We start from the raw sequence: 24,498 nt of genomic DNA on the forward strand, positions 1-24,498 counted from the left end.
ACGGATCGTGTGCCCGCTGGAAATCGGCTTCGAGCACTACCGGGCGAAGAGCGCCAGGAGGCCGCCGATAATGAAGAGTGGAATCGAGAGCCACAGCGGTCCGCCCTGAACGACGGCGACGACCCCGCCGACGATGCACGAGCCTGCGATTATGCCACTTCGAAGACCCGCAATTGGGTCGTCCGTTGACAGGCGGGTGCTCATACGCTCCTCTGCGAAGGACACGCCCTGCGACATCAACTGAGGGAGCTGCATCACGGCGTCGACAAATTCCGGCGCGTTGCTCACGAGCTCCCGCCCGAGAGCTCGCGGGTCGAACCGGTCACGGAAGATGTCCTGAACGTGGCGGCGTGAGACGGCCACGACATCGAGATCCGGGTCGAGCGTGCGCCCGACGCCCTCGAACGTGACGAGGGCTTTCACCATAAGGGTCATTTCGACAGGAAAGAAGACGTGATACCGCCCGCCGAGGCTTAAGGACTGCAGGATCACCTGCGCGAAACTGATTTCGCCCTGCTTGCTCCGCATCAGGAAATGGCGGGCCATATCCGCCACCGCGCGCTGGAATCCCTGCGGGTCCCCGCCTTCGCCGATGCGCGCCATGCTAAGCAGGTGACGCGAGGCATTTTCCACGTCCCCACGCACGAGAGCGTAATAGTAATATAGCATCCGGCGCTTCAGCTTCGAATTGAAACGTCCCACCATCCCGAGATCGATAAACCCGATCTTGAGATCCTTCGGTCGCTCGCCCGGCATGATCATCAGGTTGCCCGCATGCAGATCGGCATGGAAGAACCCGTCGTCGTAGAGCATCCGGATGATGGACGCCGCCCCCAGGTCGATGACCCGCTGCCGCTCCTCTTCGCTCAATGCAAGCGAGGCCGCAGAGCCCGGACGAATGCCTTCCAGAAACTCCATCGTCAGGACGTCATCCGAGCTCAGACTCCGGTAGATATCGGGAAACACGATGCCCGGCATGTCCTGGAAGTTCGCCGCGAAGACCTCCGCATTATCCGCCTCGTAGGTGTAGTCGACCTCGCGCCGGGTATAGGAGCTAAACTCCTCGATAATCTGCGAGGGTTGGTACCGCGGCAGGATCCACTGCAGGAAGACGCCGAAAAACTCGAGCAGCTTCAGGTCGGACGTGATGACGTCGCGGATGCCGGGCTTGATCACCTTCACCACCACCTCGTCGCCGCCTCGCGTCACCGCGCGGTGCGCCTGAGCGATGGACGCCGACCCGATCGGTTCGGGGTCGATAGACTCGAAAAGCAGATCGACCGGCGTCTCGAGGTCCCGCTCGATGATGGCCTGCACCTGCTCGAAAGGAATCGCAGGCAGGTGATCCATCAGGCTCTCCAGCTCCCGCGTAATCGCGTCGGGAAGCAGATCCTCACGGATCGCCATGATCTGCCCGAGCTTGGTAAACGTCGGGCCGAGAATCTCCAGCCGCCGCCGTAGTTGCACTGGAAACGGTTTGTCGCGCAGGTCGCGCTTCACGAGCGGGCGCAGCAGAAATGCCAGCAGACGCCGTCCGGGCGAGCGCAACCGCTTCTTCTGCCGATCCGGAAGCGACCGGACGTACGCCAAATGCCCGCCCATGAGCAGGCCCGCCACGTGGCGATAGACCGTAAAAAATCGCCGGATCGCCCCACGATAGGGCGCTAACGGGTCGAAGTCGGCAAGCGGTGACTTCTTTTTGGATGACGATCGCGGCTCATGCTCGACCGGCAGCGTATCAGATGTCTCCCCCACGCCGTCACCCGAAATCGGCTCTCGAAGGGCCGGCGGGATTCCCTCTTCGGATGTCGACTCTCCAGACGCATCCCCGTTTGGCGGGGACGCCTGCGACGTCGATCGAGATGTAGAGTGGGCGTCGGCCATCCGAAGTTCGACAGGGAAAAGGAAAAGCGCCGGAAGCAATCCTACCGGGACCGTCGGTTCATTCTCAACCGCCAATCTCCTTTGTTGGTTCTTCGTCGGTAAGAAGCGGAGTGGACCGTCAGAATGCAAATCCACGCTATTTAGAGGATACGACACCGCCCGTGGTTAACACCGTTAATTTTTTCAGGGAAATGTCTTGCACCGGCGCCCGGAAGCGCTTACTTTAACGATCCCTTCGAATCATTGCCTCTCTCCGTACGCCGTCGACCCATGATCTTCCTGACTGGCTTCCCCGGCTTCCTGGGCACCCGCTTCGTTCGAGCATTGGCCGAACAACACCCAGAGAGCTCGTTTCTCCTCCTAATCCAGCCCAAGTTCGACGCGCAGGCCCGAGGCGTACTGCAAGACCTCGGCCTCACGGACCGGGCCGAACTTGTCCATGGTGATATCACCGAACCGGATCTCGGCCTCGGCACCCGGCACGACGAGCTGGCCGAACAGGTGACCCGGGCCTTCCACCTGGCTGCGGTCTACGATCTATCGATTCCCCGTGAGATTGGCTGGAAAGTAAACGTGGACGGCACGCGGCATGTCGTCGATTTCCTCGAGCAGGCCCCTGACCTCGAGGTGTTTGGCTACATCAGCACGGCCTACGTGTCGGGCAAGCGCACAGGCGTTGTTCGCGAGGACGAACTGGTGCACGACACGGGCTTCAAAAATTTCTACGAGGAGACGAAGTACCACGCCGAGGTCATCGTGCAGGGTCGAATGGACGCGGTACCAACGATCATATTCCGCCCGGCCGTCGTCGTCGGCGACTCGGAGACCGGAGAAACGGCCAAGTTCGACGGCCCCTACTTTATCCTGAAGGCGCTCCAGAAGCTTCCGCCCGTGACGCTGATGACGCGCATCGGAAGTGGCACGCGCGAGGTCAACCTGGTACCGGTGGACTATGTCATCGATGCCATGACCTACCTCCAGAATCAGGAGGAGAACATCGGCAAGACGTTCCACCTCACGGACCCGAACCCGCTGACGACGCAGGGCGTGATGGAGACATTTACGGAGCTCCTCGACATGAAGGTCGCATACGTGCCCATCCCGCCAGCCGTCGCACGCGCCCTGATGAGCACCGGCGTCGGACGCTTTCTTGGCATCTCCCCGGAGCTAATCGACTACTTCGACCACCCCGTTCACTACGATACGTCAGACGTGGAAAACGCACTCAAGGGAAGCGGAATTCGCTGCCCGCGGCTCCCGGAGTACGCCCCCAACATGGTCGACTTTATGCAAAAGCACGCCGAGCTCCGCAGCGATGCAATGTATTAGTGGGGTTTGGGGTGTGGGGTTTGGGGTGTGGGGTTTGGGGTGTGGGAAAGGGGGAGCGGGAGTGTGGGTGTGCTTTCGGGCTCAGATTGTGGCCCTTGCGGAGAGCGGCCGCTCCATTGCCGACCTCGCCCGTGAGTTTGAACCCTCGCGCTGGACGATCAACCACTGGGTCAAGCAGGCCCGGGTGGACGCGGAGGGGCCAACGCCAAGCGGCCCCATGACCACCGATGAACGAGCGGAGCTCCGGCGCCTGCGCCGCGAGAACCAGACGCTCAAGACAGAGCGAGAGATCCTGGCAAAGGCCACGGCGTTATGGCGATGACGCATCGCCTGTCGCGAGGGAGACCCGGCACGTGCCGGATCGGTCTTCCGATTCATAGCCGCGCACTAGCCCACGTTTCCTGTGGCGACGATGTGCCGCGTGCTCGGCCTCAGCCGAAGCGGCTTCTACGCGCGGCGCCATCGGTCGACTTCGAGACACGCTCGAACAGATGCCACCCTTACCACGCGGATCCCTAGTCGAAACCGGCATCTGAGCTGCGCTAGGCGGTGACGTCTGAAGCCATACCTGGCAGACAATCCCGGTTCAGTCTAACGATCAATCTGCCTGCCGCAGATGCCTGTCGTACACGGTGGAGGCCGAAGCCAGACGTGGGCTTCTCAGCACTGCATGGACGCAGGCATCGACGTATGGCTATTGCCAGAACGGTGCTCCGCGTGAACGACGGAGACAGCCTCAAGAAGCGCAGGGCGCCCCTCACCCATTCTCCCAACTCCTTTCCCCCTCTCTCCCATTCCCCCTCTCTCCCATTCACCCTTTCCCCCATTCACCCTCTCCCCCTCTCACACTTCCCTCATCCCTCACACCTCACATCTCAAACCCCACCCCCCACAAACCTACCAGTTTGAGGTTGCGGCGCTGAAGACGTCATCGGCGATTTGCTCCAGAGCGTCACGGGCTGCCGCCTCCTCGCCGTCCACGCCCTGGGTCACCGGATCGTAGTTGGAGGAGGCGCTGAACTCGCGCTCGATCATCGCTTCCGGCGGCTGCTTCGTCTGATCCATGTACTGCACCGACACGCGAATTCGGACCTGGTTGGCGTTGGCGCGGTCGTCGTCGCCAACCGTCGTCGGCTCGCTGCTATATCCAGTGATGGTCGCACTCAAGAGCGCATCAGCATCCGCCTCGTTGTTCGTCAAGCGCAGGCGCGTGCGATTCACGAAGCGATCGGTAAAGAACCGGGTCAGCTCACGATCCAGCGTCGTCACCGGACTGATGCTGTTGTCCTGCACCAGCGGCACGGCGATCGTATTGAGGTTCGACGGGATGCTGCCGGCCTGAAAGCCGTAAAAGCTGCACCCGGACATCCAGAGAACGGAAGTTAGAAGGACCGCCAACAGAAACGTCGGTCGGCGGTAATTGAACACGCGAGACACAGGTACGATTCGGGGACTCATGGGGGAATTCAGGGCGACCGGTCATGTGAACGCCCGGCTCAAACGAAGGTACGGATCCGAGTAAGGAAACGCAGGCGGAGGATCATTTCGCATACCACACTTCGCATTTCGAATTCCGCATTTCGACCTTCGCACTTCGACCTTCGCACTTCGACCTTCGCACTTCGACCTTCGCACTTCGACCTTCGCACTTCGACCTTCGCACTTCGACCTTCGCACTTCGACCTTCGCACTTCGACTATAGTATTTCCCTGCACATTTCGCACTTCCAACTTAGCACTTCGAACTTAGCACTTCGAACTCATCTAGAGGTCTTCGTCGATGTCCTTCAGCTTGCGGTAGAGCGTTCGCTCACTGATTCCGAGAGCACGTGAGGTCTTGCGCCGATTGCCGTCGAAGCGCTTTAAGGCTTGCGTGATGAGATCGCGCTCCGCCTGCTCCAGGGTCGGAATATCCTCAGGCTCCACGCTTCTCTCTTCCGCAGGCTCGCCCGATCCATTCGTCTCCGTTTCCCGGCGCCCGATGGTTTCCCCCGACCGATCTGGCTCTCCTCTCGGGCTATCGTCCACCTCGTAGGCAACATCCTTGATCCGCGACTCGGTGTCACTCGAGAAGCCTCCGGTCCCTGCGCCGCTGGTCGCGTCTCGATCCGTGATGTTGGAATCGCGGACGACCACGAAGTCGTCATACGCCCCGGGAAAGTCGCTCCGCTCCACCACATCGCGCGGGACGACGACGCCGATGTTCGAGACCAGCGTCCGGATTTGGTCCTTCATCTCGCTCATCTCCATGCGCATCTCAAGGATGGCGCGGTAGAGCAGCTCTCGCTCGCGGATGTCCGAGCCGCCGCCCTGCGAGGCCTGCCCCCGCTGCTGCCCACCACCGGAACGGTCCCGTTCGGGCTCGACGCGCATGAGACTGGTTGATGACGCCCCCATGCCCGTTCCACGAAACTCGTCCAGATCCCGCAACAGCGGACGAATGTCCTCGATCGTGACCTCGTCGTTTCGGAGCAGCACGACAACCTGCTCGGCGACGTTACGCAGCTCGCGGACGTTACCCGGCCAGTCGTAATCGACCAGCAGATCCTTGGCGTCGTCCGTCAGCTTCTTCATCGGCGAGTTGTACTCCGTGGCAAATCGGTGGAGGAAGGTTTCGAAAATGGGCATGACATCCTCCTTCCGGTCGCGGAGGGGCGGGATGTCGATCAGAACGGTGCTCAGACGGTAGTAGAGATCCTTTCGAAAGCGTCCCTGCTTCACCTCCTGCATCAGGTTCTTGTTGGTCGCCGCCACCACTCGCACGTCCGACTGAATCTGCTGTGATGACCCCACGCGGCTGAACTTGCCGGTTTCCAGCACGCGCAGCAGACGCACCTGCGCCTCCTGCGGCATTTCGCCGATCTCGTCCAGAAAAATGGTCGACCCGTCGGCCTCCTCGAAGTAGCCAACCCGCTTTTGAACCGCACCAGTGTACGCTCCTTTTTCCGCGCCGAACAGCTCGCTCTCGATCAGCCCCTCAGGGATCGCCCCACAGTTCACGACGACCATGGGCTCGTGCCGCCGCATGCTGAGTTCGTGGAGCACATCGGCGATCAGCTCTTTCCCGACCCCGCTTTCACCCTGGAGTAAGACCGTGATCTCCGTTTTCGCCACCTGGCGAGCCCGATCGATCACATTTTTGATGGCGTCGGACGTGCCGACAATGCCAAATCGTTCCTGAATTGAGTCGCGGTCCATAACGGAGAGATCCATTCGCGTACTTCATCGATGCGCGACGGGCGATCGGGTCACGCCAACAGCGTGCCCTGCCACAATGTCACGGGCCATATGACACCCAAAGTCCCCGGTCAAGATCCCGACCCACACGCCTGTGCGTTGACGATGCCGTGAATGAACAGGCGAAGCCTGGTCAATGAACGGGCGAAGCCTGGTTGTTGCATCTCAGATCGTCTTGAACCCTCAGCCAGAACCGTCAAGCACATCGCGAAAGAGCCGGTTCAGCGGTTCGATTCCCGCCCGGGACGACCGACCCGCAAAATCGGTGTTTTGGAGTCGCTCAAGCTCACTGAACGCGAAATCCTGAAGTTCGGGAATTGGCGCAGCCGATGCCATCTCACCCGCTGCACGCTTCTCTTCCAGCAGGTCGTCGATCGCATGGCGAAGATCTTCATCCTCCACGCACGCGTCCACAAGGCGAGCAAACTCGACCGGCACGGGCCCACGGTCCGCCCCGATCCAGCGGATGGCGAGGAGCGGTCGCAGAACGTAGAGGTACTTTTTGAGGGGCACGGTGTCCGCATCGCGAAGATACCGATCCACGTTCGTCCGGGCCATGCTAAGATAATGGTACCCGGCAGCCTTCGGGCGATAGTACTCCAGGAGCAGATCGCGCCACCGCGTCATCACGGCGGCGTCTTCTCGGTATACGAGAGGAGACTGAAGCCACTCGATCAGCGATGGGTTGCTCTTCCGGAAGAGCCGCAGCGCCTTGCGCAGATCCCAGGCGTGGATATCGATCTCCCCAACCGACGCGTCCTCAATCTCCGGGTCGATCGCATCGTCGCGACGCTCCAGGTCGATCGACAGATACCAGTCGCGGGGGTGAACGTAGACGACGCGAACATCGTAATCGGAATCCGGCGAAGCGAAGCCCCACGCCCGACTCCCCGACTCACACGCATACAGCACCCGCACATCGTGACGGGACTCGAACCTGTCCAGGCGCCCTTTCACTTCGGCACGGACGGAATCTGAGAGAGACGGCACGGATGTGACCATATGAAGTGAGCGGAGACGGAACGAGCCGAGCGAGAAGTGCCCGTTTACATCGGGCCCGTGTCTTCACCACGCTTCCCGTGGAATACGCTGCGCTGCTCCAGAATTCGGCGACTCACCTCCACATCGTCGGCATACTTCTCACCAGCCGCTCGCATGGACTCGGCCTGGTTGTCGAAATAGGACTGTAGCGCATCACGATCGCGCACCTGATACTGGATCGTCCAGCGGCGCGTACCCTGCACATCGTCGCCGTCCGGAATCGTGGACGCGTCGTCGCTCCGCTCATACCAGGCCGCCGCCTCGAAGCCATCAATCTCGAGCATCTCCCGCACGTGCTCGCGTAGCCATGCAGCGTACTCGTTGATCACATCGGACGTCACGGTCAGATTGACTTCGTAGAAAAACATGTAGCAGTCCCTGGTCTGTGGAAAAGTGCGTTCACGTCTGCAATGGAAGCCTCACTCGGTAGATCCGTACGAAGCGACTTCCGCGGAGATCGTCATTCAGAGTTTGCGTTCCCCAACCTTCTCTCGCTTCTGACCTCCTCCACGATGAGCATTACCGAGCGATCCTCACGCACGTATCGCTTATTCCGACCGCTCACTGAGTACGCGCGCTGGGCTTGTGAACGAGATGCCGAGTGACGACTGCGAACTAATCATGATGGACTCAACGATGGGCGCATGAACCGGCTGAGGTGCACTCCAGTCGATGATGAAGTTGGCGCCGAGGCCTCCCGCGGCATCGGTTTCTTCGATTACCACGGAGGTCGACGCGAGCGGGTCGAGGCGGCGAGGCCCGTCGAGGTAGCGCCGAACGAATTGCCCACTGTTGTCGATGTATTCGATCTTTGAGAGGACGATCGCCCGATCCGGGTCGGTGTTGCGAATGCTCACGGTCGCCGCAAGGTTAATCGTGCGATCCTGGTTCTTGAAATGGATGTGCGAGTAGATCGGCACGTAGAGCGTCTGCCCCCGCGACATGTTCACCTCCGTTAGAGCAACCGCTGTATCGGGAGGAGCAGCCGGCTCGAGTTGCGACGCTGGCGTTTCACCGGCAAATGAATCAGGGGTAGGCTCGTCGGGCTGAGCACATCCGGCAAACCCAATGAAGGCAAGACAGAGAATGACTCCAAGCGGGCAGAACGCCATGTTCGTTCGGCGTGTCTTGCAGAAACCGATTGCTGCAGACGCAAACCGGGGTGCCATCATGAGACGCGTACGTTTTGCGAAGAAAAGTGCGCCCAAGGAGAAGCGCGACAAGTAAGAGGTACCATTCGGATGATTCGACCCTGTTCCGATTTCAGAACGCTAATGCATCACGTAACGGTACAGTTGTCTCTTTTCAACGGCCCCGATCCTTTTCAACTAATACGTGTTGCAACACGAGACAGGCAACAATCCGGATGAGCATTGGTGATACCGCTATGAGCACCGCGTCAACGCGCCCCACTCTTCGAATCCGCCGCAGCGAAGATCGTGGTTTCGAGGACTTCGGCTGGACGGACAACTGGATGACGTTCTCCTTCGCGAACTACAACGATCCCGACTGGATGCGCTTCGGGCCGCTTCGCGTCATGGTGGAGAACCACATCCAGCCGCATGAGGGATTCAGTGCACACCCACACCGCGACGTGGAGATCGTCACGTACGTCTCCTCCGGCGTCCTCACGCACGAGGACAACTTCGGGCACAAAGCCGAGATCACCGCCGGTGGAATGCAGCGCATCAGTGCGGGCAGCCGCGGAATGATCCACTCGGAGGAGAATCGCCACGACAACGTTGAGCACAACTACCAGATGTGGCTCATCCCCGATCGGACAGGCACCGAGTTCGACTTCGGACAAAAGACATTTTCCACGGACGAGCGGCAAGGACAATTCCGACTGTACATTTCGCCCGACGGACGCGACGACAGTCTGCCCGTCAATACCGACGCCTTCATCTACGCCGGCCTCTTTTCCGAGGGCGACGCGGTCACGCACCAGCTCAATGCCGGACGCGGCGTGTGGATTCAAGTAGTCGACGGCGAGCTCTCCTTGGTTGGAAAAACGCTGCACACGGGCGACGGCGTCGGCGTAACAGATGCCGACGGCCCGATCGACATCACGTTCGGTGCCGACAGCGAGGTCCTGCTATTCGACGTGCGCATGGACGTCCCGCGGATCTGGCAGTAGAACGTGCACCTCAAGATTATGCCGGCATTTGCGAAGCCTTCGGCTCGATCATGACCTCGTCCAGCGATCGCCGCGGCGTATGGGACCGCTCGGGCTCGCCGTATCCGAGGCGGAACGTGATCTGCGGGTGCATCGCCGGGTCGGGGAGGAGCAACCGCAGGTCATTCTTCAGCACCGGAATCTGCAGCAGCTGGTTCATGGGCTGAAGCTGCAGTCCCCGGAGTGTGGCCGCAAGCCAGATGCGCTCAAGCGCCTGCCCGGCGCGGACCTGTGCTTTCGGCGTGTCGGCATGCGTAGCAAGAGCGGCGAGTACCGGCGCCGAATCCAGTCGCTCGCGATCCTTCGCCGTGGTGGAGTCGCTGAGGTCGAGATAGGTCACGGCTAGCTGCCCGATCTTGGACATCAGCCACGGCGTGCCGAAGGCGCCCTCGCCGATGCACTCGGCTAACTCCTCACGCCATTCTCGATCCACAAACTGCATGGCGTTGGCCCGCGCCATCATCGCGTAGACGCTCGCCCGAATGCTCTCATCGTCGGTCATCCACAGGCGCATGTCGTCGCCGGCGTACCACTCGAGTGTGGACAAGACCCCGTCTGGCACCGGACGGTCTTCGTACGGCTCATGGTTGGTGTGCCGATCCACGATAGCGGGAAACAGCTCGGCACGATCCACATCGGCAGAGCCATCGGCATCCACGTGCAACGTCGCGACGCGGATCAGATCTTCTCCCGTCGTAGACGCATGCGACGACAGATCGGGCGCCCAGTGGACGGTCACCTCGAAGTCCAGATAGGCGGCAGCGACAAGAATATTCTCGATCGCACAGCCGATGCTTACGAACAGCTCGCGGCGATCGGGGTCCGCGTAACGTAGCCAGCGCGACGGGTCGGCGAAAACGTGAATGCGGGACCCGTCCACGGCAAACTGCCAGGGCTGCGTGTTGTGGCTGGAGGGCGCGAGAATGGCCCAGTTCAACAGGAAGCGGGTCTGGACGGCGATGGGCTCGGTCGCGGGAAAATCATACTCCGAGACGGCCCAGGGGTCGGCGGGGGCAAGCGTGGATACGGTCATGGCAACGGGGCGGCGGTCCAATGGCTGCAGCGGGCCGGGTCGCATGCTGCGTCCCAGCGTTGGACATTAAGATCGCCGTATCTCCCCGGACGTGTTCACCGGACGCCCCGTACAGGGATGTCGGGGAACGCCGCGTTCTCGCGTAGGCTTCTCCCCCGCATTCTAGCTGCTCTACGCCACGATCGTATCCGTTTCAGCCGCCTCGGCGAGTGTCGTCGTCTCCAGCGCTGTGCCGAGAAGGGTCGAGGATGTGCAGTCGTCGATGCGGACGCGAACATACTGTCCTTTCTCGTAGTCCTCTCGGGGGAAGACCACACCCTTGTTCGTGTCCGTGCGGCCGAAGAACTCCTCGTCGCTCTTCTTGCTCGGCCCCTCGATCAGCACCGTGTGGACTTTCCCGATTTCCTGCTTGTTGCTCTCCGCCGCGTGCTGACGCTGCAGCGTGATGATTTCCTCCAGGCGCCGCTGCTTCACCTCCTCCGGCACGTCGTCCTCGTACTTCCGGTGCGCGTAGGTCTGCGGCCGCTCGCTGTACTTGAACGTGAAGGCGTGGTCGTAGCGCACCTCCTCCATCAGCGTCAGCGTGTCGCGGTGCTGATCCTCCGTCTCACCGCAGAACCCGGCGATGATGTCGGACGAAAAGGAGATGCCGGGGCAGATGCTGCGTGCGCGGTCGATCAGATCGAGGTACTCCTCGCGGGTGTACGTCCGACGCATCCGATCGAGCACCTCCGTGTTGCCGTGCTGCACCGGAAGGTGGATATAGTTGCAGACGTTCGGCCGGTCGCGGTGCACGCGAAGCAGATCGTCTGAGCAGTCCTTCGGGTGGCTGGTGGAGTAGCGAACGCGAAGCTCGGGAGAGACGCGACTCACGCGGTCGAGCAGCTCGGCAAAACTCACGTCCGTGCCGTCATCGTCCGTGTAGTGATACGAGTTCACGTTTTGCCCGAGGACGGTCACCTCCTTGTAGCCCTCGTCGACGAGCTGCTGCACTTCGCGCAAGATGCTCGACACCGGGCGGCTCCGCTCGCGACCGCGGGTAAACGGCACGACGCAGAAGGAGCACATGTTGTCGCACCCGCGCATAATCGTGACGAAGGCGCTGAGGCCGTTGCTGTCGTAACGCACGGGGGCGAGGTCCGCATACGTCTCCTCCTTCGAAAGCTGCACGTTCACGGCCGCCTGCCCACTCTCGTCCGCCTCATTAAGAAGACGCGGCAGGTCCCGGTAGGCGTCCGGGCCGACGACGAGGTCCACGAGCTTCTCCTGCTCCAGCAGTTTTTCCCGCAGTCGTTCGGCCATGCAGCCCAGCACACCGAGCGTCAGGTCGCGCCCACGGTCCCGCTTGTCGGCCCGCAGCATGCTTAGGCGCTTTCGCACCTTTTGCTCGGCGTTTTCCCGAATCGCACAGGTGTTAATCAAAACGACATCCGCCTCACTCTCCTCCGTCGTCAAGCCATATCCGTTTTCTCGGAGCACCGACGCGACGATCTCGGAATCCGACACGTTCATCTGGCACCCATATGTCTCAATAAAGACGGACCGGGCGCCGTCGATTTCCTGATAGCCAGACTTCGGTCGATCGAGCTCCTCGGGGTCGACCCCCTTCTCCTTGGCTCGCTCGCGCTTCAGGTCATTGTCGAGGATCTGAATGTCAGAAATGGGCTGCATGACGCGGTACGGCTAGGTGTGGTAGATCGAGACGCAGGTCCAGCGCCAGTGATTTCCCTCTCCCGTGGGGACGAGGGCGCCAGATACGTCTTCACGTGCAACCAAAGACAACGTTTGCATACGGGTTGGGTTCGCGTCTCCCTCGAATTATCGCACCTCCTGTGTTTATCGTGCGAGCTCCCGCAGGGATTTCCCCCACACAGCCGGTCAGGATGTCCGGTCCCTCAGCATATGGTTTTCCCGACTCGCGTGTGGTGGGCGCGCTGTCTTGCAGGCCCCCAGAAATGTTGTGTCTTGACGACCGACGTTCTCGCAACCCCCGCTGGCTTACGCCTGCAAGACTATGACTCCACCGATTCCCCGATTTCTTGCCGCCACGATAGCGGCCGGCCTCATCATCCTGACCGGATTTGCCGCTCTCAATGCTCCGACCTACGTCTTTCGCGCGGAGCCAAGCGACATGACAATCTCCGGCACCTCGACGCTCCACGACTGGACGTGCGACGTGCAAACGATCGACGGCAGGCTTGAGGCGAGCACCGATACGTCGGGCTCCACTCCCATCCAGGCCCTGACCTCTACTCAGGTAAGCATCCCCGTCGAATCGATCGACTGCGACAAGGACCGGATGAACCGCAACCTCTACGACGCGATGGCGGCGAAGAAGTACCCCACCATCCTGTTCTCGCTGAAAGAAGCGACCGTCTCCCCGCTTCCGGATTCCGCCGAGACGTGGATGAACGTTGACGCCAAAGGAGAACTCATTATCTCCGGTACGCGCAAGACCATCGACCTACCGCTGAAGGCCGAGAAACTCGATGACGGTAGCTTCCGCTTCGTCGGCGAGACGACCTTCAAGATGTCGTCGTACGGCGTCGACCCGCCCAGCGTCATGCTCGGCACCATTAAGACGGGCGACGAAGTCACGATCGCATTCGACCTCGTTGCTGCACCACCAGCCTGAGTTTTCTCTCGCCTCCAGACGAGAGACCCAGACTGTTTTCAACCCCATACGCGCGTACGATCATGTTTCGTCTACGACTACATCCGCTTCTGATACTGCTCCTCGCGGCGACCATGACCTTGGGCGTCTCGCCCCAGGTCACGGCCCAGGAGTCGATCGATCAGAGAACGAGCTTCGAGTTGCTCGAGGAAAGTCGATTCTGGATCCGCGGCTCAACCACGGTAAATAGCTTCACCTGCGAGGTGGAGGCCGTGCGTGGAGACGGCGTCGTACCGCGCGTATCCGCCTCGTCCGTTCCCGTCTCTCTCGACCGAACGGCATCCCTCGATGTGCCCGTCCAGAAATTCGACTGCGGCAATGATCGAATGTCTTCGGACCTGAGGGAGACGCTGAACGCGAGCGACCACCCCCAAATCACCTTCCGCCTCGACAAGGTGGAAGCCATTGAGTCGCCGGCTGAAACCGCCACCGAGTGGTACCGGCTCCAGGTCCTCGGCGCGCTCACGATTTCCGGCACCGAACGCCTCGTGCGCATCTCCGCGTGGGGCCGCCCCGTCAACGACGACGTGTACCGCGTGACCGGCTGCAAGGACCTGAAGATGACGTACTTCGGCATCGAACCGCCGACCAAATTTATGAGCCTCGTGAAGGTAAAGGACCGGATCGTGGTTCACTTCGACCTCCTGGTTGAAACGCCGCGGGAGATGTCTCCCGCACTTGCCTCTCACACTCTGTCTAACCCTCCCCAGTGCCACAATGAGTAACGCAACCACTATACGTTCGAGCGTTTCTCGCTCTTCATCCCGTTCCGCAGCCCTCTCCCTCACCCATATGCGTACCCAACTCGTTGCCCTCGCCAGCATCCTGCTTCTGCTCGTCGCTTTCCCATTCGATGCGGCGGCCCAATACACTGACCTTCAGTACTATCGGCCTCACAGCCAAGCGGGCGTAAACGTCTTCGAACCCACGAAAGCTGACACGTCGACCTACGATGGATTTGAGGTCGACTGGGGAGCTGCGTTCACACAGCAGTTCCAGAGCCTGAGCCACAGTAACGAAGCCGACGCCAACATCGTGGACGGCACGGACGTGAACGCGCTCAGTGACATCGGCGCCGGCTTTAACCTCGCCACGGCCAACCTCTACCTCGGCGCGCAGCTGGCTGATGGTATCCGGGTCAACTTGACCACGTACCTGTCGTCGCGGCACCACCCCGAGGCATGGGTGAAAGGTGGTTACCTGCAGGTTGACAAGCTGCCTATGCTCAACATCTCGGGCCTAAACAACCTGATGGAGTATGTTACATTGAAGGTGGGTCACTTCGAAATAAACTACGGTGACGCCCACTTCCGTCGTACGGACAACGGTAACGCGCTGTACAACCCGTTCGTTGGCAACTACATCCTCGACTCGTTCACGACCGAGATTGGTGGTGAGGTGTATGTACAGAGCAACGGCTTCCTCGCGATGGGTGCCGTTACGGGTGGCGAGATTCGCGGCTCGGTTGAGAACCCGGACGGACGCGCGCCCTCCTTCTACGGTAAACTGGGCGTCGACCGGAACGTCGGCGACGACCTGCGCCTGCGCCTGACGGGGTCGGCCTACACGACCGCGAAGTCGCTCAACAACACGTTGCACTCCGGCGACCGCGCCGGCTCGCGCTACTACTCCGTCATGGGAGGTGGCGACTGGTCCGGACGCCTGTTCGGCGTTGGCTTCCGCGACGAAGTGACGTCCTTCATGGTCAACCCATTCGTTCAGTTCAAGGGCCTGGAGCTCTTCGGAACGCTTGAATTCATCGAAGGCCGCGGCAGCAGTGCGGCACCGAAGCGTAGCGTAAACCAGTACGCGGTCGAAGGTGTCTACCGCTTCCTGGGGGATGACAACCTCTACGTCGGGGCACGCTACAACGTGGTGGACGGCGAAATCGCCTCCGATGCGTTCGACAGCAGCGTGGAGCGCTGGCAGATCGGCGCCGGCTGGTTCGTCACATCCAACGTGCTGGCGAAAGTGGAATACGTGACTCAGTCCTACAGTGACTTCCCGTCCAGCGATATTCGCCACGAAGGCGAGTTCGACGGATTCATGGTGGAAGGCGTCATCATGTTCTAACCCTCACAATTCCTTTGTGAGCATTCCACTGCACATCTGCAGGGAAACATAATGCGAGCGGCCTCGCCCGAATGGGTAAGGCCGCTCGTCTTTTTGAGTGCTCGTGCCGAGTGATGGCGTGCTGCTGATCGAAAGCTACGGCCTAGGATCGCGTGCGACGGGGAGACTCTGATGCAGATCCTTCGGCCTCGGACGGACGGTCCTCGATGGAATCAAGCAATGGCTCCGAAGAGGAAGCTGCTCGGGTAGCGGATTCGTCTTCGGAGTCGCGTTGGGCCGACGCGGCATGACCCTGCGGCTCTGCCTCCTTCTGTCCCGTTTTCGCGGCCTGAAGATGGTACAGTCGCTCGACCGCTTTCTCCAGCCGCTCCCTCGTTAGTTCGATCTCGTTTCGGTGCGACACGAACGTGTAGCTTCCGAGACCAGCGGCAAGAAGCAGCATCACAGCCGGTGCAATCAGGACCAGAGGCTCTCCCACCGTGACGGAGACCACGGTCGTGATGATTGCGATGGTTAGAAAGAGAAGCATCAGGCCCGGCCCCTCCCAGAGCCGCCCCGGCGGCATGGCGTACGACATCTCGACGCGGGTGCCGCTCCCCTCGGGACGCACTTCGACCGTTACCGGTCCCTTCGTCGGTGTACTCATGCTGTCGAAAATTCGAAGCCAGTCTCCGGGCGTCGATCCAGACTGGAGGGCGCGGAGATCAAACCCGAACGATGACGCGAGATGCCATTCCCGAATGGGACCGGCGGTGGTCGTCTTGCCGGCGTTCTGAAAAACAGACTCCAATATCTTCACCATCTCCTCCCAGGTTTCGGCGTCTACTTGACCGGGTAGTACGCGGTCGACCCGGGCCCACGACGACGTCCGATAGAACCGCTCGACGCCACGGGGCTCTCTGACCGTCTGAGCGGCCACCTCTTCCGACGCCAACCCACCCGCTAGATCAGCAGCTGCTGCCTCAATATGGGCCGCCGAGAGGCCGGATTCCTCACCAATCTGCTTCAACTCAGCCAGTGTCAGACCAGACTCGTCGCCCTCGCCGCGTGCCGCCTGTTGCCGCTCCGCCGCACGACGAAAAATGTCCTGGATCTCTTCCGTCGAAAACCGTCGCGAATCATCCATATCAGGAGCGTTCATCGTGTCAAATCTCGTTTCCAACCTTTCCATTTCCAATGACAGCTTCAAAATCTGTTTGATGGAGAGCCTCCGGCGATGCAAAGGTACGGACCTCCCCACGGTCGGTCCTCGCGACACCTGCAACTTTAGGCCTGGTTCACCTCGCGCTGCATGTCTACTACGTCATTGCGAAAGGATAACCCGCGAGCCTCCGATAGACATGAACGTCGGCGTTTATCTTTTCCGCAATCCATCCGCCAAACAGGTTGTTAACACCGACATTATTCTTGGCAACACCAGGTTCGAGTAACCATTCCGGCGGTCCAGGCGTATCGTGGTCCCACTATTCCCACAGTGCTCGATGTGATGATACGACGCTTCCGCGTTCTCACGATCATCTTTTTCGTCGCATGGACCGTCGGTGCCGTCTCGCCGGCTGGTGCTCAGTCCTCCGACGCAGACCGTAAACAATACGCGTTTTCGAATTACGATGTTACGGTCGCCCTGCAGGCGGACGGCTCTCTCGATGTTCGGGAGACCATCCAGCTCGACGTGATCAGCGGCTCGTTCTCGACGATGTACCGCGCGGTAAAGATGAAGCGGCTCGACTCTCTCACCAATGTCTCCGTAACCAGCACGGACGCCGCGGTCGACAGCCTGACAATCACACGGGACGACGGCGACATCATGATCCAATGGGCCTTTCCGGAGCGATCGACACCTGCCTCGTTTGAGATCGCTTACCGAGCTTATGGCGCGTTGCGGTCGAACGACGATACGAATTCGCTCCACTGGACGGTGGTCGGCTCAGAGATCAATGTGCCGGTATCGGACGTGGACGCAACGCTGCGCCTCCCGGCGGAGCTACGTATCCCGCGCGACAGCCTGTCCGTGGACCCAGATCCCGATGACGTTCGCTCGAGCGGGCTCGGAACCGAGATTTCTTTTTCTAGAGAATCGCTGGAGGCGGAGACAAGCTATTCCGTCAAAGCGACCTTCCCGAAGCGGTTCAACGCACCAGAAGCGTTTGATGGGCTCGATGTTCTAAAGGGACTGCTCCTTGCCCTGCTCACGTTCGGGATATTCGCTGGTGCATACATCTCTCGTCAAAAGGAGGAAATCTCGCCGGACGACGTCTTTCCGCGAGAACCGAATGTGCCTCCGTACGAAGCCGCACGCATGTTGAGCAGTAGCCGGGCCCACAGCATGCACAGCTCCATGCTCGTCGACCTTGCTCGACGTGGACACCTGTCGCTGCGTGCCGAATCGAGCGACTCGTGGCTCGAGTCAAAACAGACCATCCATGTAGACGTCCACCGTGACCCTGACGATCTCCAGCCGTTCGAGTCTCGGTTTCTCGACGAGCTCTCGAAGCACGAAACCCTGGAGGACGTGAATCTGCGCATGTCCGACTTCCAAAAAGAGCAGCGGACCGAGATCCGGAAGCGGCTCGTCGAACGAGGCCTGCTCTACGATCGGTCCACGGAGTATGTCCGCTTCACTGCCCTCGCGTGCCTTGCCTGCTTTGCAGCCGTCGGGATCGCCGTGTGGGCGATCGTGCAGAGCGTCCCGGAAGCCGTCTATGTCGTCAGCCCCCTGATTGGGGCCTCGATGGGGAGCCTGTTCTTTATCGGAACGCGCTATGCACCGACAGAACGCGGGAAGCGAAAGCGCGCGGAACTGAAAGCCTTCCTGGCGGAGAAAAAGACGGAAATGGAAGCGCTCGTTGAAGACGATCCCAAACGAGCCGCTGCTCGTTTTCCCGACGATCTGCCGTGGCTACTTTTGTCAGAACGGATTTCGGGGGCCTGGCTTGAGAAACAAGGCCGAGCGATCGAGGAGGCAGGCGTGGAAAATGTCTTGCCCGACTGGCTCCGCGACACCAGCCCCCAGGCAGGCGCGGCGGGATTCGCCTTGTACGTCGCCATCATCGGGACGACGGGTGTTTCCAGCGGATCGACGGCGGGCGTGGCCGGAGCCGCGGGCGCCGGCGCGGGTGGCGCAGGCGGTGGTGGGGCCGGCGCTGCGTGACGAATCGACACCCGCCCATTGCATCGCGTGAGACCCGAGGCGCGATGCACCCGACGTCACGAGGCATCCAGCCACTGCCGCGCCAGGGCCGTCGGGTCGGGGGCATCGTTCCCCGGCTGCAGCGCGCCTACGACGTACTTGCCGATCATGTCGAACTCCAGGTTCACCCCCGTGCCTTCCTCCCACGTCCGCACGTTCGTGTGATCGTACGTATGCGGAATGATCGCCACGGTCAGCTCAGTGCCGTCCAGCCGGGCCACGGTCAGACTGATGCCATCGATTGCGATCGAGCCCACCGGGATCAGGTACGCCGCATACGCCTGCTCGAAACGGATGCTGTAGAGCCAGTTCGTCTCCTCTCGCTCCACCGACGTGACGACGCCCGTCGTGTCGACGTGCCCCTGCACGAAGTGCCCGTCGATGCGGCTATCCGCCTTCATCGCCCGCTCCAGGTTCACCGGGTCACCTTCCTCCAGGTCGCTGAAGGTCGTCTTCCGCAGCGTCTCCTCGATGGTCACGACCGAAAAGGTGGTTTCCGTCGCGTCGACGACCGTCTGGCACGCGCCGTTGATCGATACACTCTCGTCAACGCGAAGCGCCGGCGACATCTCGGCCGCGATCGTGATGCGTTTGCCGGCAGCCTCGCTCCCAAGCGGTTCAATGGTTTTGACCCGCCCGACTTCTTTGATGATGCCCGTAAACATAGAGGTTGGTATTCACCGATGGATGCAGAAGAGAGTGCCGAGCTGAGAAACCCGGGATGTAGGAGTCGGCGCCGGAAGTGTTAGTCGCGGTCCGCTCGTTCGTTTTCCGATTGCCGGTTCGATCCGACCGAGCGCCGGTACCCGCGTAGCAACATGTCGTTGCCCACCGCCTCCCAGCAAACGTCGTCGAACGTCAGCGCGTCCCGCATTTCCTTCGTGCCCAGATCTCCCGTCGTCGGCATTCCTCGGCCGCTCACTTTGGGCGCGATGAAGCAGAAGTAGCGGTCTACGAGATCCTGCTGAAAAAGGGCCGTCGCGAGACCGGGTCCGGCTTCGACGAGCAAAGACTGCACGGGACGAGGACCATCGATGGCGCCATTTCCACGGGCCGGCCCGTCCTGGCCCAGCGTCTCGAGGAGTTCGCGAAGGTTGAGGTGACCGGTCTCCGTTTCCGCGACCCGCAAGACGCGTCCGCCGCGCTCGTCGAAACCACCGGCATATGGGAGCTGCGTATCCGTCGCCGTGACGACAATGGTCTGTGCGACGTGATCGTCTGTGAATAGGCGAAGATCGGCAGGCAGCCTGCCATGACGATCCAGAACGAGTCGCATTGGCTGCCGCCCTTTCACGTGGCGCACGGTGAGCCGGGGATCGTCGGCTTCCGCTGTACCGGCTCCAACCAGAACACCGTCGACCTCCGACCGCCAGCGATGAACAAGCGTCCGAGACGATTTGCCTGAAATCCACCGGCTGTCGCCAGACGCCGTCGCCACGCGTCCGTCCACGGTCTGCGCTACTTTCAGCGTGACGAGCGGCCGACCGGTACACACGTGGTGGAAAAAGGCCTCGTTGAGCCGCGCACATTCGTTTTCGAGAACGCCAAGTTCAACATCAACCCCGTGCTCGCGCAACCGTCGGATGCCGCGACCCTTCACGGCTGGAAACGGGTCGATCGTTCCGACGACGAGCCGCGGGATACCGGCCTCTAGCACGAGATCCGTGCACGGCGGGGTCTTGCCGTGATGCGAACACGGCTCGAGGTTGACGTACAGGGTTGCATCGCGCAATGCATCAGCGCCATGCGCATCGAGAGCGGCCCGCACAGCGTTGGCCTCGGCATGCGGGCCGCCGTAGGTCTCGTGCCAGCCCTCGGCGAGCAACGACCCGTCCGGCCCAACGATGACCGCCCCGACGAGCGGATTTGGACTCACCGACCCGGCACCGCGCCGGGCACGGTCCAGGCAGCGCTGCATCCAGTGCTCATGCGCCTCGTCGCCGCGCGGCGTCACACTTCCTCGATGTAATCCGGGAGCGATGGCTCCTTCAGCTGCCATGTTTCGAAGTAGAACTTACTTTCAGATCGGGCTTTCTGGTACGGCAAAACAAACCGCCGGAGATTCGGTGCGGGATGCGCGCGGAACGCGGCCACGAGCCAATCCCGCATCGGGCGGTCGGCAAAGAAACTCCAGTCGAAGCCGTCGTGGGCCCGCTCCGGAAAAAAGGCGATGGCTCCCTCGTCCAGGATATCGCGGAGTGGCTGCAGAGAGCGGCGGCGTCCCGTACCTGCCACAGCGGCGGCACGTTCCGGATCAATCTCTGCGACAGCCGTGATCAGAGCCGCGACCTCGCCCGGTGCAGCGAGCACACCTGCAGCATCGGCGATTTCGATCGACTGCGTCTGTCCCGCCCCTCCGACCGAGATCCAGAACGATTCACCCAGTGCATCGAGGAGCGGCGCAACGAAAACGCTTGCATCCGGAAGAGCCGTTAGCCCGACGATGTCCGTATCGGGATCCGGTGCTCCCTGCGTGCGCGTTCCCGCCAGGTAACCGCGATAATAGTCGTCCGTCTGCAGTAATTGCTCGATCGGCATTGACGGCCCTGACGTTCCGGGGCCATGATCGGGCCGACCGGCTCGCCGCCGGGCATCCGGATCGGTATCCGGCGTGACGGGCTCCAGCAGCGCCGGCTCTTCGTAAAAATATTTGAGGATGTCGGGCGATTGAGCCACAGTCGGAAGGCAGAAGGATGGCGTCAGCTACATTCGAGTATTGACTTATATCGACTCTCTACCAAAAGGATGCCGTGCCCGTGCGAGGAAGAGACGAAACGAACACGACCGTTCCGATTCTTTCGTTCGCCAACACGTGCGGATCGACTTATTCCCACATGCCCCGCCGTCCCATCTTCAATTGAGTGCACGAAATCCAGACCTACAGCCCCACGATATTCCATCTGATACGCGAAAGGATCAATCGCCATCAGCGGTAGCCGTCCCGCATACTACGCTTTGGTACTCCGTTGGGTGAGTAATTTCAGTCAGTCCTTTGAGCGTTTTGCCCAACCCAACGCTCCATAAATACCGCAACGCAAGAATCTGCAGGATCAGGATGCAGACGCCAGTTCCGTTCTAACTCAGTACCGGATTCGCTGTACTATTCATAGGAGTGGTTCCGCTCGATTACTTTTCCGCGTCTGTCCATCATTTGCAGCGGCACATTCCGATGAATAACGACCGTCTTCCACATGTGAGCATTGGGCTCCCTGTTTTTAACGGAGGTGCATTTATTGAATCTGCGATCGAATCCGTTCTGAATCAGACGTTTGATGACTTTGAGCTAATTATTTCGGACAACGCGTCCACCGACGATACGGAGTCTATCTGTCGCCGCTACAGCCGCCAGAACGCACGCATAATCTACATCCGAAATGATCAAAATACGGGGGCTGCCTCAAACTTTAATCAGACACTCTGGCGTGCAAAGGGAAAATATTTTAAGTGGATAGCCCATGATGACGTCATCGAACCGACATATTTGGAGCGATGCGTTGAGGTATTAGATACCACTCCGAATGCGATAATCTGTACGTCTCATACGGTTGAAGTCAACGACGATGGCCAGACGGAAATGCATCGCCTGCCGTCGCTCCTTAGCCATTCGAGGCCACATACCAGGCTCTATGGACACCTTTGTATAGCTAAACATCGGTGCTACCAGGTATTCGGCCTGATGCGTCGCCGCGTGCTAGCGGACGCGGGGGGGATACCCGGATATGTCGAGTCCGACCAGGTACTGCTCGCGAAACTCAATCTTGCAGGTCGGACGGAAATTATTGATGCTCCGCTTTTTCGGGCCAGGGATCATGCTAATCGTTCGATCTACATTCCGATTCAAGAGCGTGCACCCTGGTTCAATCCAGACCTTTCTCAACGCCGGGTCTCACCTAAATGGAGACTCTTTGGTGAGTACATCAAAGCCGTAGTGCAAGCTGGTTATCCGCAACAAGAGACAGCGCGCTGTCTGCTCGTCGTCGGAATTTGGGCAACGCTTCGCTACCCTACGTTAAAACGAGAATTCCTATCTCTATGGAGTCATTATTTCGGACGCGAGATGATCGATCGGGTCCGTCAACCCAAGCAACGGTCCGCTCAGGAGCCAGAACGCGGTTCGAATTCAGACTCACGCAGAGAACCGCTTAATATTCACGCCTCCGATGGCGGCAGCCTATCACACCTTCAAACGGTGATGACCGCGCACAGGGCAAACGATGAGCGTTCGAAGCAACCGTCATCCGACTGAATGTATCCTTGCGCAACGAGCCGTCACGACCTCAATCGGGAAGCAAAAAATGAACGTCGTCAACATCCACATCTGCGGTGAACCCGATCAAACCATCATCGCTCACTATCTACTTCTAGGGCAAAATGAAGATCGCTTTTGTCTCACAACCATGGGATGTCGTTCGTCCTGACGATGCTTCCGGCTCGCTTCAAGTCTGGACAAAAGAGATCAAGAACCGGATTTCGACAACCGCTCCCATCCTAATATATTCTCCGAACTGGACGAGTCGACAGGTCGAAACAATATCGGAGGGGAATGTCACGTACGTTTACGTTCCCATGCGCGGAGAGGCGTGGACGAAAACACTGGGGCGTGCTTCAGGACATGCCTTGAAGTGGATAGGACGTCAGAACGAGCGATTCCCTCCGTTCGCACACACGTTGCAGTATCTCGGCTATAGTTCTGGAGTTGGCTGGGATCTTCGGCGGCGAGGCTGTGACCTCGTTCATGTTCACAATTTCTCGCAGTTTCTGCCGATCGTCCGGCGATTCAACCCTGATATCAAAACCGTCTTACACATGCACTGTGAGTGGCTCTCACAGTTAGAACCTGGGATTGTCGCGAGGCGGCTCGCCCACACGGACCTCGTCGTCGGATGTAGTCATCATGTCACCAAAGCCATTCGAAAAGCCCATCCGACGTATGCTGGACAGACAGCGACCGTTTATAACGGGGTCGACACGGCGGATTTTCCTTGCCGTCCCCGGAGGTCGACACGAACTGATGACGCGTCCTTCCGAATCCTCTTCGTGAGTCGAATATCACCGGAGAAAGGAGTTCACGATCTCCTAACGGCGTTTTCTCATCTGAAGGCTGTGATTCCGAATTCACAACTCACACTCGTTGGAGCCTTTGGATCGGCTCCGTACATGTATATCGTCGGATTGAGTCAGGACCCGCTCGTTTCGAAACTCAAGCAGTTCTATTCAGCCAGCGCTAATTCAAACGACGCGTATAGAACATACATAGAGCGCATGGTCCATGATCACGATCTGTCAGGCATCACATTTACAGGTCGTCTCTCGCACCGAGAAGTCCGTTCATTTTATCACGGAGCCGATGTTCTTGTCGCCCCCTCATTGAGCGAAGCCTTCGGCATGTCTATCGTTGAGGGTATGGCGTCAGGAGTACCCGTGGTAGCTACACGTACCGGGGGAATTCCAGAAATCGTCGTTGATCAGATCACCGGACTACTCGTCCCGCCCGGATGTCCCGACGCCCTGGCAGATGCTATACTGCAGTTGTACCATGCCCCCGAACGTCGTGAGCGAATGGGACAGGCGGGCCGAGCACGCGCCGAGACGTTGTTTGGTTGGTCAAACGCTGTTGACCAACTGCTCTCGGCGTATTCAGCCATTCCGAACATGCCCCAGCCCGTCACGACTCACCGGTCGTATTGAACGCAGCGTGTTGCGCGCAAACTACAGAGCGACGATGCCGACATCTGCTGGCTAAGCGTCCGGAAACAGGTCTCATCCCGCAGATGGGGATATCGCTTTATCTGCCAGTCCCTTGGCAGATGTTCTTTGTCGACAGCATTGGTTGACATCGACTCCTTCGCGTGCCTGGCGAAC

21 protein-coding genes are annotated in these 24,498 nt (G+C 60.0%); 9 read left to right on the forward strand and 12 right to left on the reverse strand.

Annotation, left to right across the window (positions count from 1 at the left end; translation table 11 throughout):
• Positions 1-36: 36 nt before the first annotated feature.
• Positions 37-1,884: an ABC1 kinase family protein gene (locus CRI94_RS14640; RefSeq protein WP_098077428.1), complete on the reverse strand. Its 1,848-nt coding sequence runs from the start codon at positions 1,882-1,884 to the stop codon at positions 37-39.
• Between the two features lie 270 nt (positions 1,885-2,154).
• On the opposite strand from CRI94_RS14640, the gene CRI94_RS14645 reads away from it, so the two are divergent.
• Positions 2,155-3,213 carry an SDR family oxidoreductase gene (locus CRI94_RS14645; protein ID WP_098077431.1) on the forward strand — a complete coding sequence of 353 codons (1,059 nt, stop codon included), beginning with the start codon at positions 2,155-2,157 and terminating at the stop codon, positions 3,211-3,213.
• Positions 3,200-3,535, forward strand: coding sequence for a transposase (locus CRI94_RS14650; protein WP_098077435.1), 336 nt, complete (start codon positions 3,200-3,202; stop codon positions 3,533-3,535). Before CRI94_RS14645 ends, CRI94_RS14650 begins: the two co-directional genes overlap by 14 nt.
• Positions 3,536-4,110: 575 nt before the next feature.
• Here CRI94_RS14650 and CRI94_RS14655 read toward each other — a convergent pair.
• The 5 genes from CRI94_RS14655 to CRI94_RS14675 form a co-directional block, all read right to left on the reverse strand.
• Positions 4,111-4,581, reverse strand: coding sequence for an LptE family protein (locus tag CRI94_RS14655; protein WP_098077438.1), 471 nt, complete (start codon positions 4,579-4,581; stop codon positions 4,111-4,113).
• A 395-nt stretch (positions 4,582-4,976) separates the two neighbouring features.
• The gene (locus CRI94_RS14660; protein WP_245846210.1) at positions 4,977-6,425 is read right to left on the reverse strand and encodes a sigma-54 interaction domain-containing protein; all 1,449 of its coding nucleotides are present in this window, start codon (positions 6,423-6,425) and stop codon (positions 4,977-4,979) included.
• Positions 6,426-6,632: 207 nt separating this feature from the next.
• Entirely contained in the window at positions 6,633-7,439 is an 807-nt protein-coding gene (locus CRI94_RS14665; RefSeq protein WP_179862336.1) for a nucleotidyltransferase domain-containing protein, read from the reverse strand.
• 56 nt (positions 7,440-7,495) lie between these two features.
• Positions 7,496-7,858: a DUF4286 family protein gene (locus tag CRI94_RS14670; RefSeq protein ID WP_098077444.1), complete on the reverse strand. Its 363-nt coding sequence runs from the start codon at positions 7,856-7,858 to the stop codon at positions 7,496-7,498.
• A gap of 180 nt (positions 7,859-8,038) precedes the next feature.
• Complete coding sequence (locus CRI94_RS14675) at positions 8,039-8,602, reverse strand: DUF3124 domain-containing protein (protein ID WP_179862337.1); 564 nt, start codon at positions 8,600-8,602, stop codon at positions 8,039-8,041.
• A 275-nt stretch (positions 8,603-8,877) separates the two neighbouring features.
• On the opposite strand from CRI94_RS14675, the gene CRI94_RS14680 reads away from it, so the two are divergent.
• Positions 8,878-9,627 carry a pirin family protein gene (locus CRI94_RS14680; protein ID WP_098077697.1) on the forward strand — a complete coding sequence of 250 codons (750 nt, stop codon included), beginning with the start codon at positions 8,878-8,880 and terminating at the stop codon, positions 9,625-9,627.
• 16 nt (positions 9,628-9,643) lie between these two features.
• Here CRI94_RS14680 and CRI94_RS14685 read toward each other — a convergent pair whose 3' ends face one another.
• Together CRI94_RS14685 and miaB are read right to left on the reverse strand one after the other, a co-directional pair.
• Positions 9,644-10,699, reverse strand: a complete 1,056-nt coding sequence (locus CRI94_RS14685) for an Acg family FMN-binding oxidoreductase (RefSeq protein ID WP_179862338.1) — start codon at positions 10,697-10,699, stop codon at positions 9,644-9,646.
• Between the two features lie 171 nt (positions 10,700-10,870).
• On the reverse strand, positions 10,871-12,370 hold the full coding sequence (gene miaB / locus CRI94_RS14690; protein WP_098077455.1) for a tRNA (N6-isopentenyl adenosine(37)-C2)-methylthiotransferase MiaB: 1,500 nt from the start codon (positions 12,368-12,370) through the stop codon (positions 10,871-10,873).
• A gap of 343 nt (positions 12,371-12,713) precedes the next feature.
• Between miaB and CRI94_RS14695 the strand changes: the two genes are divergently transcribed.
• From CRI94_RS14695 to CRI94_RS14705, 3 genes are all read left to right on the forward strand, one after another.
• On the forward strand, positions 12,714-13,334 hold the full coding sequence (locus CRI94_RS14695) for a YceI family protein (RefSeq protein ID WP_098077459.1): 621 nt from the start codon (positions 12,714-12,716) through the stop codon (positions 13,332-13,334).
• Between the two features lie 62 nt (positions 13,335-13,396).
• A complete protein-coding gene (locus CRI94_RS14700) occupies positions 13,397-14,098 on the forward strand; it encodes a YceI family protein (protein WP_098077462.1) in 702 nt (233 codons plus the stop codon).
• Between the two features lie 67 nt (positions 14,099-14,165).
• The gene (locus tag CRI94_RS14705) at positions 14,166-15,446 is read left to right on the forward strand and encodes a hypothetical protein (RefSeq protein ID WP_098077465.1); all 1,281 of its coding nucleotides are present in this window, start codon (positions 14,166-14,168) and stop codon (positions 15,444-15,446) included.
• A gap of 142 nt (positions 15,447-15,588) precedes the next feature.
• Here CRI94_RS14705 and CRI94_RS14710 read toward each other — a convergent pair whose 3' ends face one another.
• A complete protein-coding gene (locus CRI94_RS14710) occupies positions 15,589-16,572 on the reverse strand; it encodes a hypothetical protein (protein WP_098077469.1) in 984 nt (327 codons plus the stop codon).
• A 360-nt stretch (positions 16,573-16,932) separates the two neighbouring features.
• On the opposite strand from CRI94_RS14710, the gene CRI94_RS14715 reads away from it, so the two are divergent.
• Entirely contained in the window at positions 16,933-18,597 is a 1,665-nt protein-coding gene (locus CRI94_RS14715) for a DUF2207 domain-containing protein (RefSeq protein WP_098077473.1), read from the forward strand.
• Between the two features lie 56 nt (positions 18,598-18,653).
• On the opposite strand, the gene CRI94_RS14720 is transcribed toward CRI94_RS14715, so the two are convergent.
• The 3 genes from CRI94_RS14720 to CRI94_RS14730 all read right to left on the reverse strand — a co-directional run bounded on the left by CRI94_RS14720 (position 18,654) and on the right by CRI94_RS14730 (position 21,312).
• Positions 18,654-19,301, reverse strand: coding sequence for a riboflavin synthase (locus tag CRI94_RS14720; RefSeq protein ID WP_098077476.1), 648 nt, complete (start codon positions 19,299-19,301; stop codon positions 18,654-18,656).
• Between the two features lie 80 nt (positions 19,302-19,381).
• Positions 19,382-20,635 (reverse strand): bifunctional diaminohydroxyphosphoribosylaminopyrimidine deaminase/5-amino-6-(5-phosphoribosylamino)uracil reductase RibD, encoded by a 1,254-nt coding sequence (ribD, locus tag CRI94_RS14725; protein WP_098077478.1) that lies wholly within the window; start codon positions 20,633-20,635, stop codon positions 19,382-19,384.
• Positions 20,587-21,312: a hypothetical protein gene (locus tag CRI94_RS14730; RefSeq protein WP_098077481.1), complete on the reverse strand. Its 726-nt coding sequence runs from the start codon at positions 21,310-21,312 to the stop codon at positions 20,587-20,589. Before CRI94_RS14730 ends, ribD begins: the two co-directional genes overlap by 49 nt.
• 493 nt (positions 21,313-21,805) lie before the next feature.
• Here CRI94_RS14730 and CRI94_RS14735 point away from each other — a divergent pair, with 493 nt between their 5' ends.
• Together CRI94_RS14735 and CRI94_RS18185 are read left to right on the forward strand one after the other, a co-directional pair.
• Positions 21,806-22,882 (forward strand): glycosyltransferase family 2 protein, encoded by a 1,077-nt coding sequence (locus CRI94_RS14735; RefSeq protein ID WP_143815427.1) that lies wholly within the window; start codon positions 21,806-21,808, stop codon positions 22,880-22,882.
• 320 nt (positions 22,883-23,202) lie between these two features.
• Complete coding sequence (locus CRI94_RS18185; RefSeq protein WP_425437378.1) at positions 23,203-24,324, forward strand: glycosyltransferase family 4 protein; 1,122 nt, start codon at positions 23,203-23,205, stop codon at positions 24,322-24,324.
• Positions 24,325-24,498 lie beyond the last annotated feature (174 nt).

This window comes from Longibacter salinarum, from assembly GCF_002554795.1.
GTDB classification, from domain to species: domain Bacteria; phylum Bacteroidota; class Rhodothermia; order Rhodothermales; family Salinibacteraceae; genus Longibacter; species Longibacter salinarum.

What these genes read in the sequence shown, in the direction of transcription:
- CRI94_RS14640 (WP_098077428.1), bottom strand. Translation starts at nt 1,884, where the DNA reads ATGGCCGACGCCCACTCTACATCTCGATCGACGTCGCAGGCGTCCCCG.
- CRI94_RS14645 (WP_098077431.1), top strand. Translation starts at nt 2,155, where the DNA reads ATGATCTTCCTGACTGGCTTCCCCGGCTTCCTGGGCACCCGCTTCGTT.
- CRI94_RS14650 (WP_098077435.1), top strand. Translation starts at nt 3,200, where the DNA reads ATGCAATGTATTAGTGGGGTTTGGGGTGTGGGGTTTGGGGTGTGGGGT.
- CRI94_RS14655 (WP_098077438.1), bottom strand. Translation starts at nt 4,581, where the DNA reads ATGTCCGGGTGCAGCTTTTACGGCTTTCAGGCCGGCAGCATCCCGTCG.
- CRI94_RS14660 (WP_245846210.1), bottom strand. Translation starts at nt 6,425, where the DNA reads ATGGATCTCTCCGTTATGGACCGCGACTCAATTCAGGAACGATTTGGC.
- CRI94_RS14670 (WP_098077444.1), bottom strand. Translation starts at nt 7,858, where the DNA reads ATGTTTTTCTACGAAGTCAATCTGACCGTGACGTCCGATGTGATCAAC.
- CRI94_RS14675 (WP_179862337.1), bottom strand. Translation starts at nt 8,602, where the DNA reads ATGGCGTTCTGCCCGCTTGGAGTCATTCTCTGTCTTGCCTTCATTGGG.
- CRI94_RS14680 (WP_098077697.1), top strand. Translation starts at nt 8,878, where the DNA reads ATGAGCACCGCGTCAACGCGCCCCACTCTTCGAATCCGCCGCAGCGAA.
- CRI94_RS14685 (WP_179862338.1), bottom strand. Translation starts at nt 10,699, where the DNA reads ATGACCGTATCCACGCTTGCCCCCGCCGACCCCTGGGCCGTCTCGGAG.
- miaB (WP_098077455.1), bottom strand. Translation starts at nt 12,370, where the DNA reads ATGCAGCCCATTTCTGACATTCAGATCCTCGACAATGACCTGAAGCGC.
- CRI94_RS14695 (WP_098077459.1), top strand. Translation starts at nt 12,714, where the DNA reads ATGACTCCACCGATTCCCCGATTTCTTGCCGCCACGATAGCGGCCGGC.
- CRI94_RS14700 (WP_098077462.1), top strand. Translation starts at nt 13,397, where the DNA reads ATGTTTCGTCTACGACTACATCCGCTTCTGATACTGCTCCTCGCGGCG.
- CRI94_RS14705 (WP_098077465.1), top strand. Translation starts at nt 14,166, where the DNA reads ATGCGTACCCAACTCGTTGCCCTCGCCAGCATCCTGCTTCTGCTCGTC.
- CRI94_RS14710 (WP_098077469.1), bottom strand. Translation starts at nt 16,572, where the DNA reads ATGGATGATTCGCGACGGTTTTCGACGGAAGAGATCCAGGACATTTTT.
- CRI94_RS14715 (WP_098077473.1), top strand. Translation starts at nt 16,933, where the DNA reads ATGATACGACGCTTCCGCGTTCTCACGATCATCTTTTTCGTCGCATGG.
- CRI94_RS14720 (WP_098077476.1), bottom strand. Translation starts at nt 19,301, where the DNA reads ATGTTTACGGGCATCATCAAAGAAGTCGGGCGGGTCAAAACCATTGAA.
- ribD (WP_098077478.1), bottom strand. Translation starts at nt 20,635, where the DNA reads ATGGCAGCTGAAGGAGCCATCGCTCCCGGATTACATCGAGGAAGTGTG.
- CRI94_RS14735 (WP_143815427.1), top strand. Translation starts at nt 21,806, where the DNA reads ATGAATAACGACCGTCTTCCACATGTGAGCATTGGGCTCCCTGTTTTT.
- CRI94_RS18185 (WP_425437378.1), top strand. Translation starts at nt 23,203, where the DNA reads ATGCGCGGAGAGGCGTGGACGAAAACACTGGGGCGTGCTTCAGGACAT.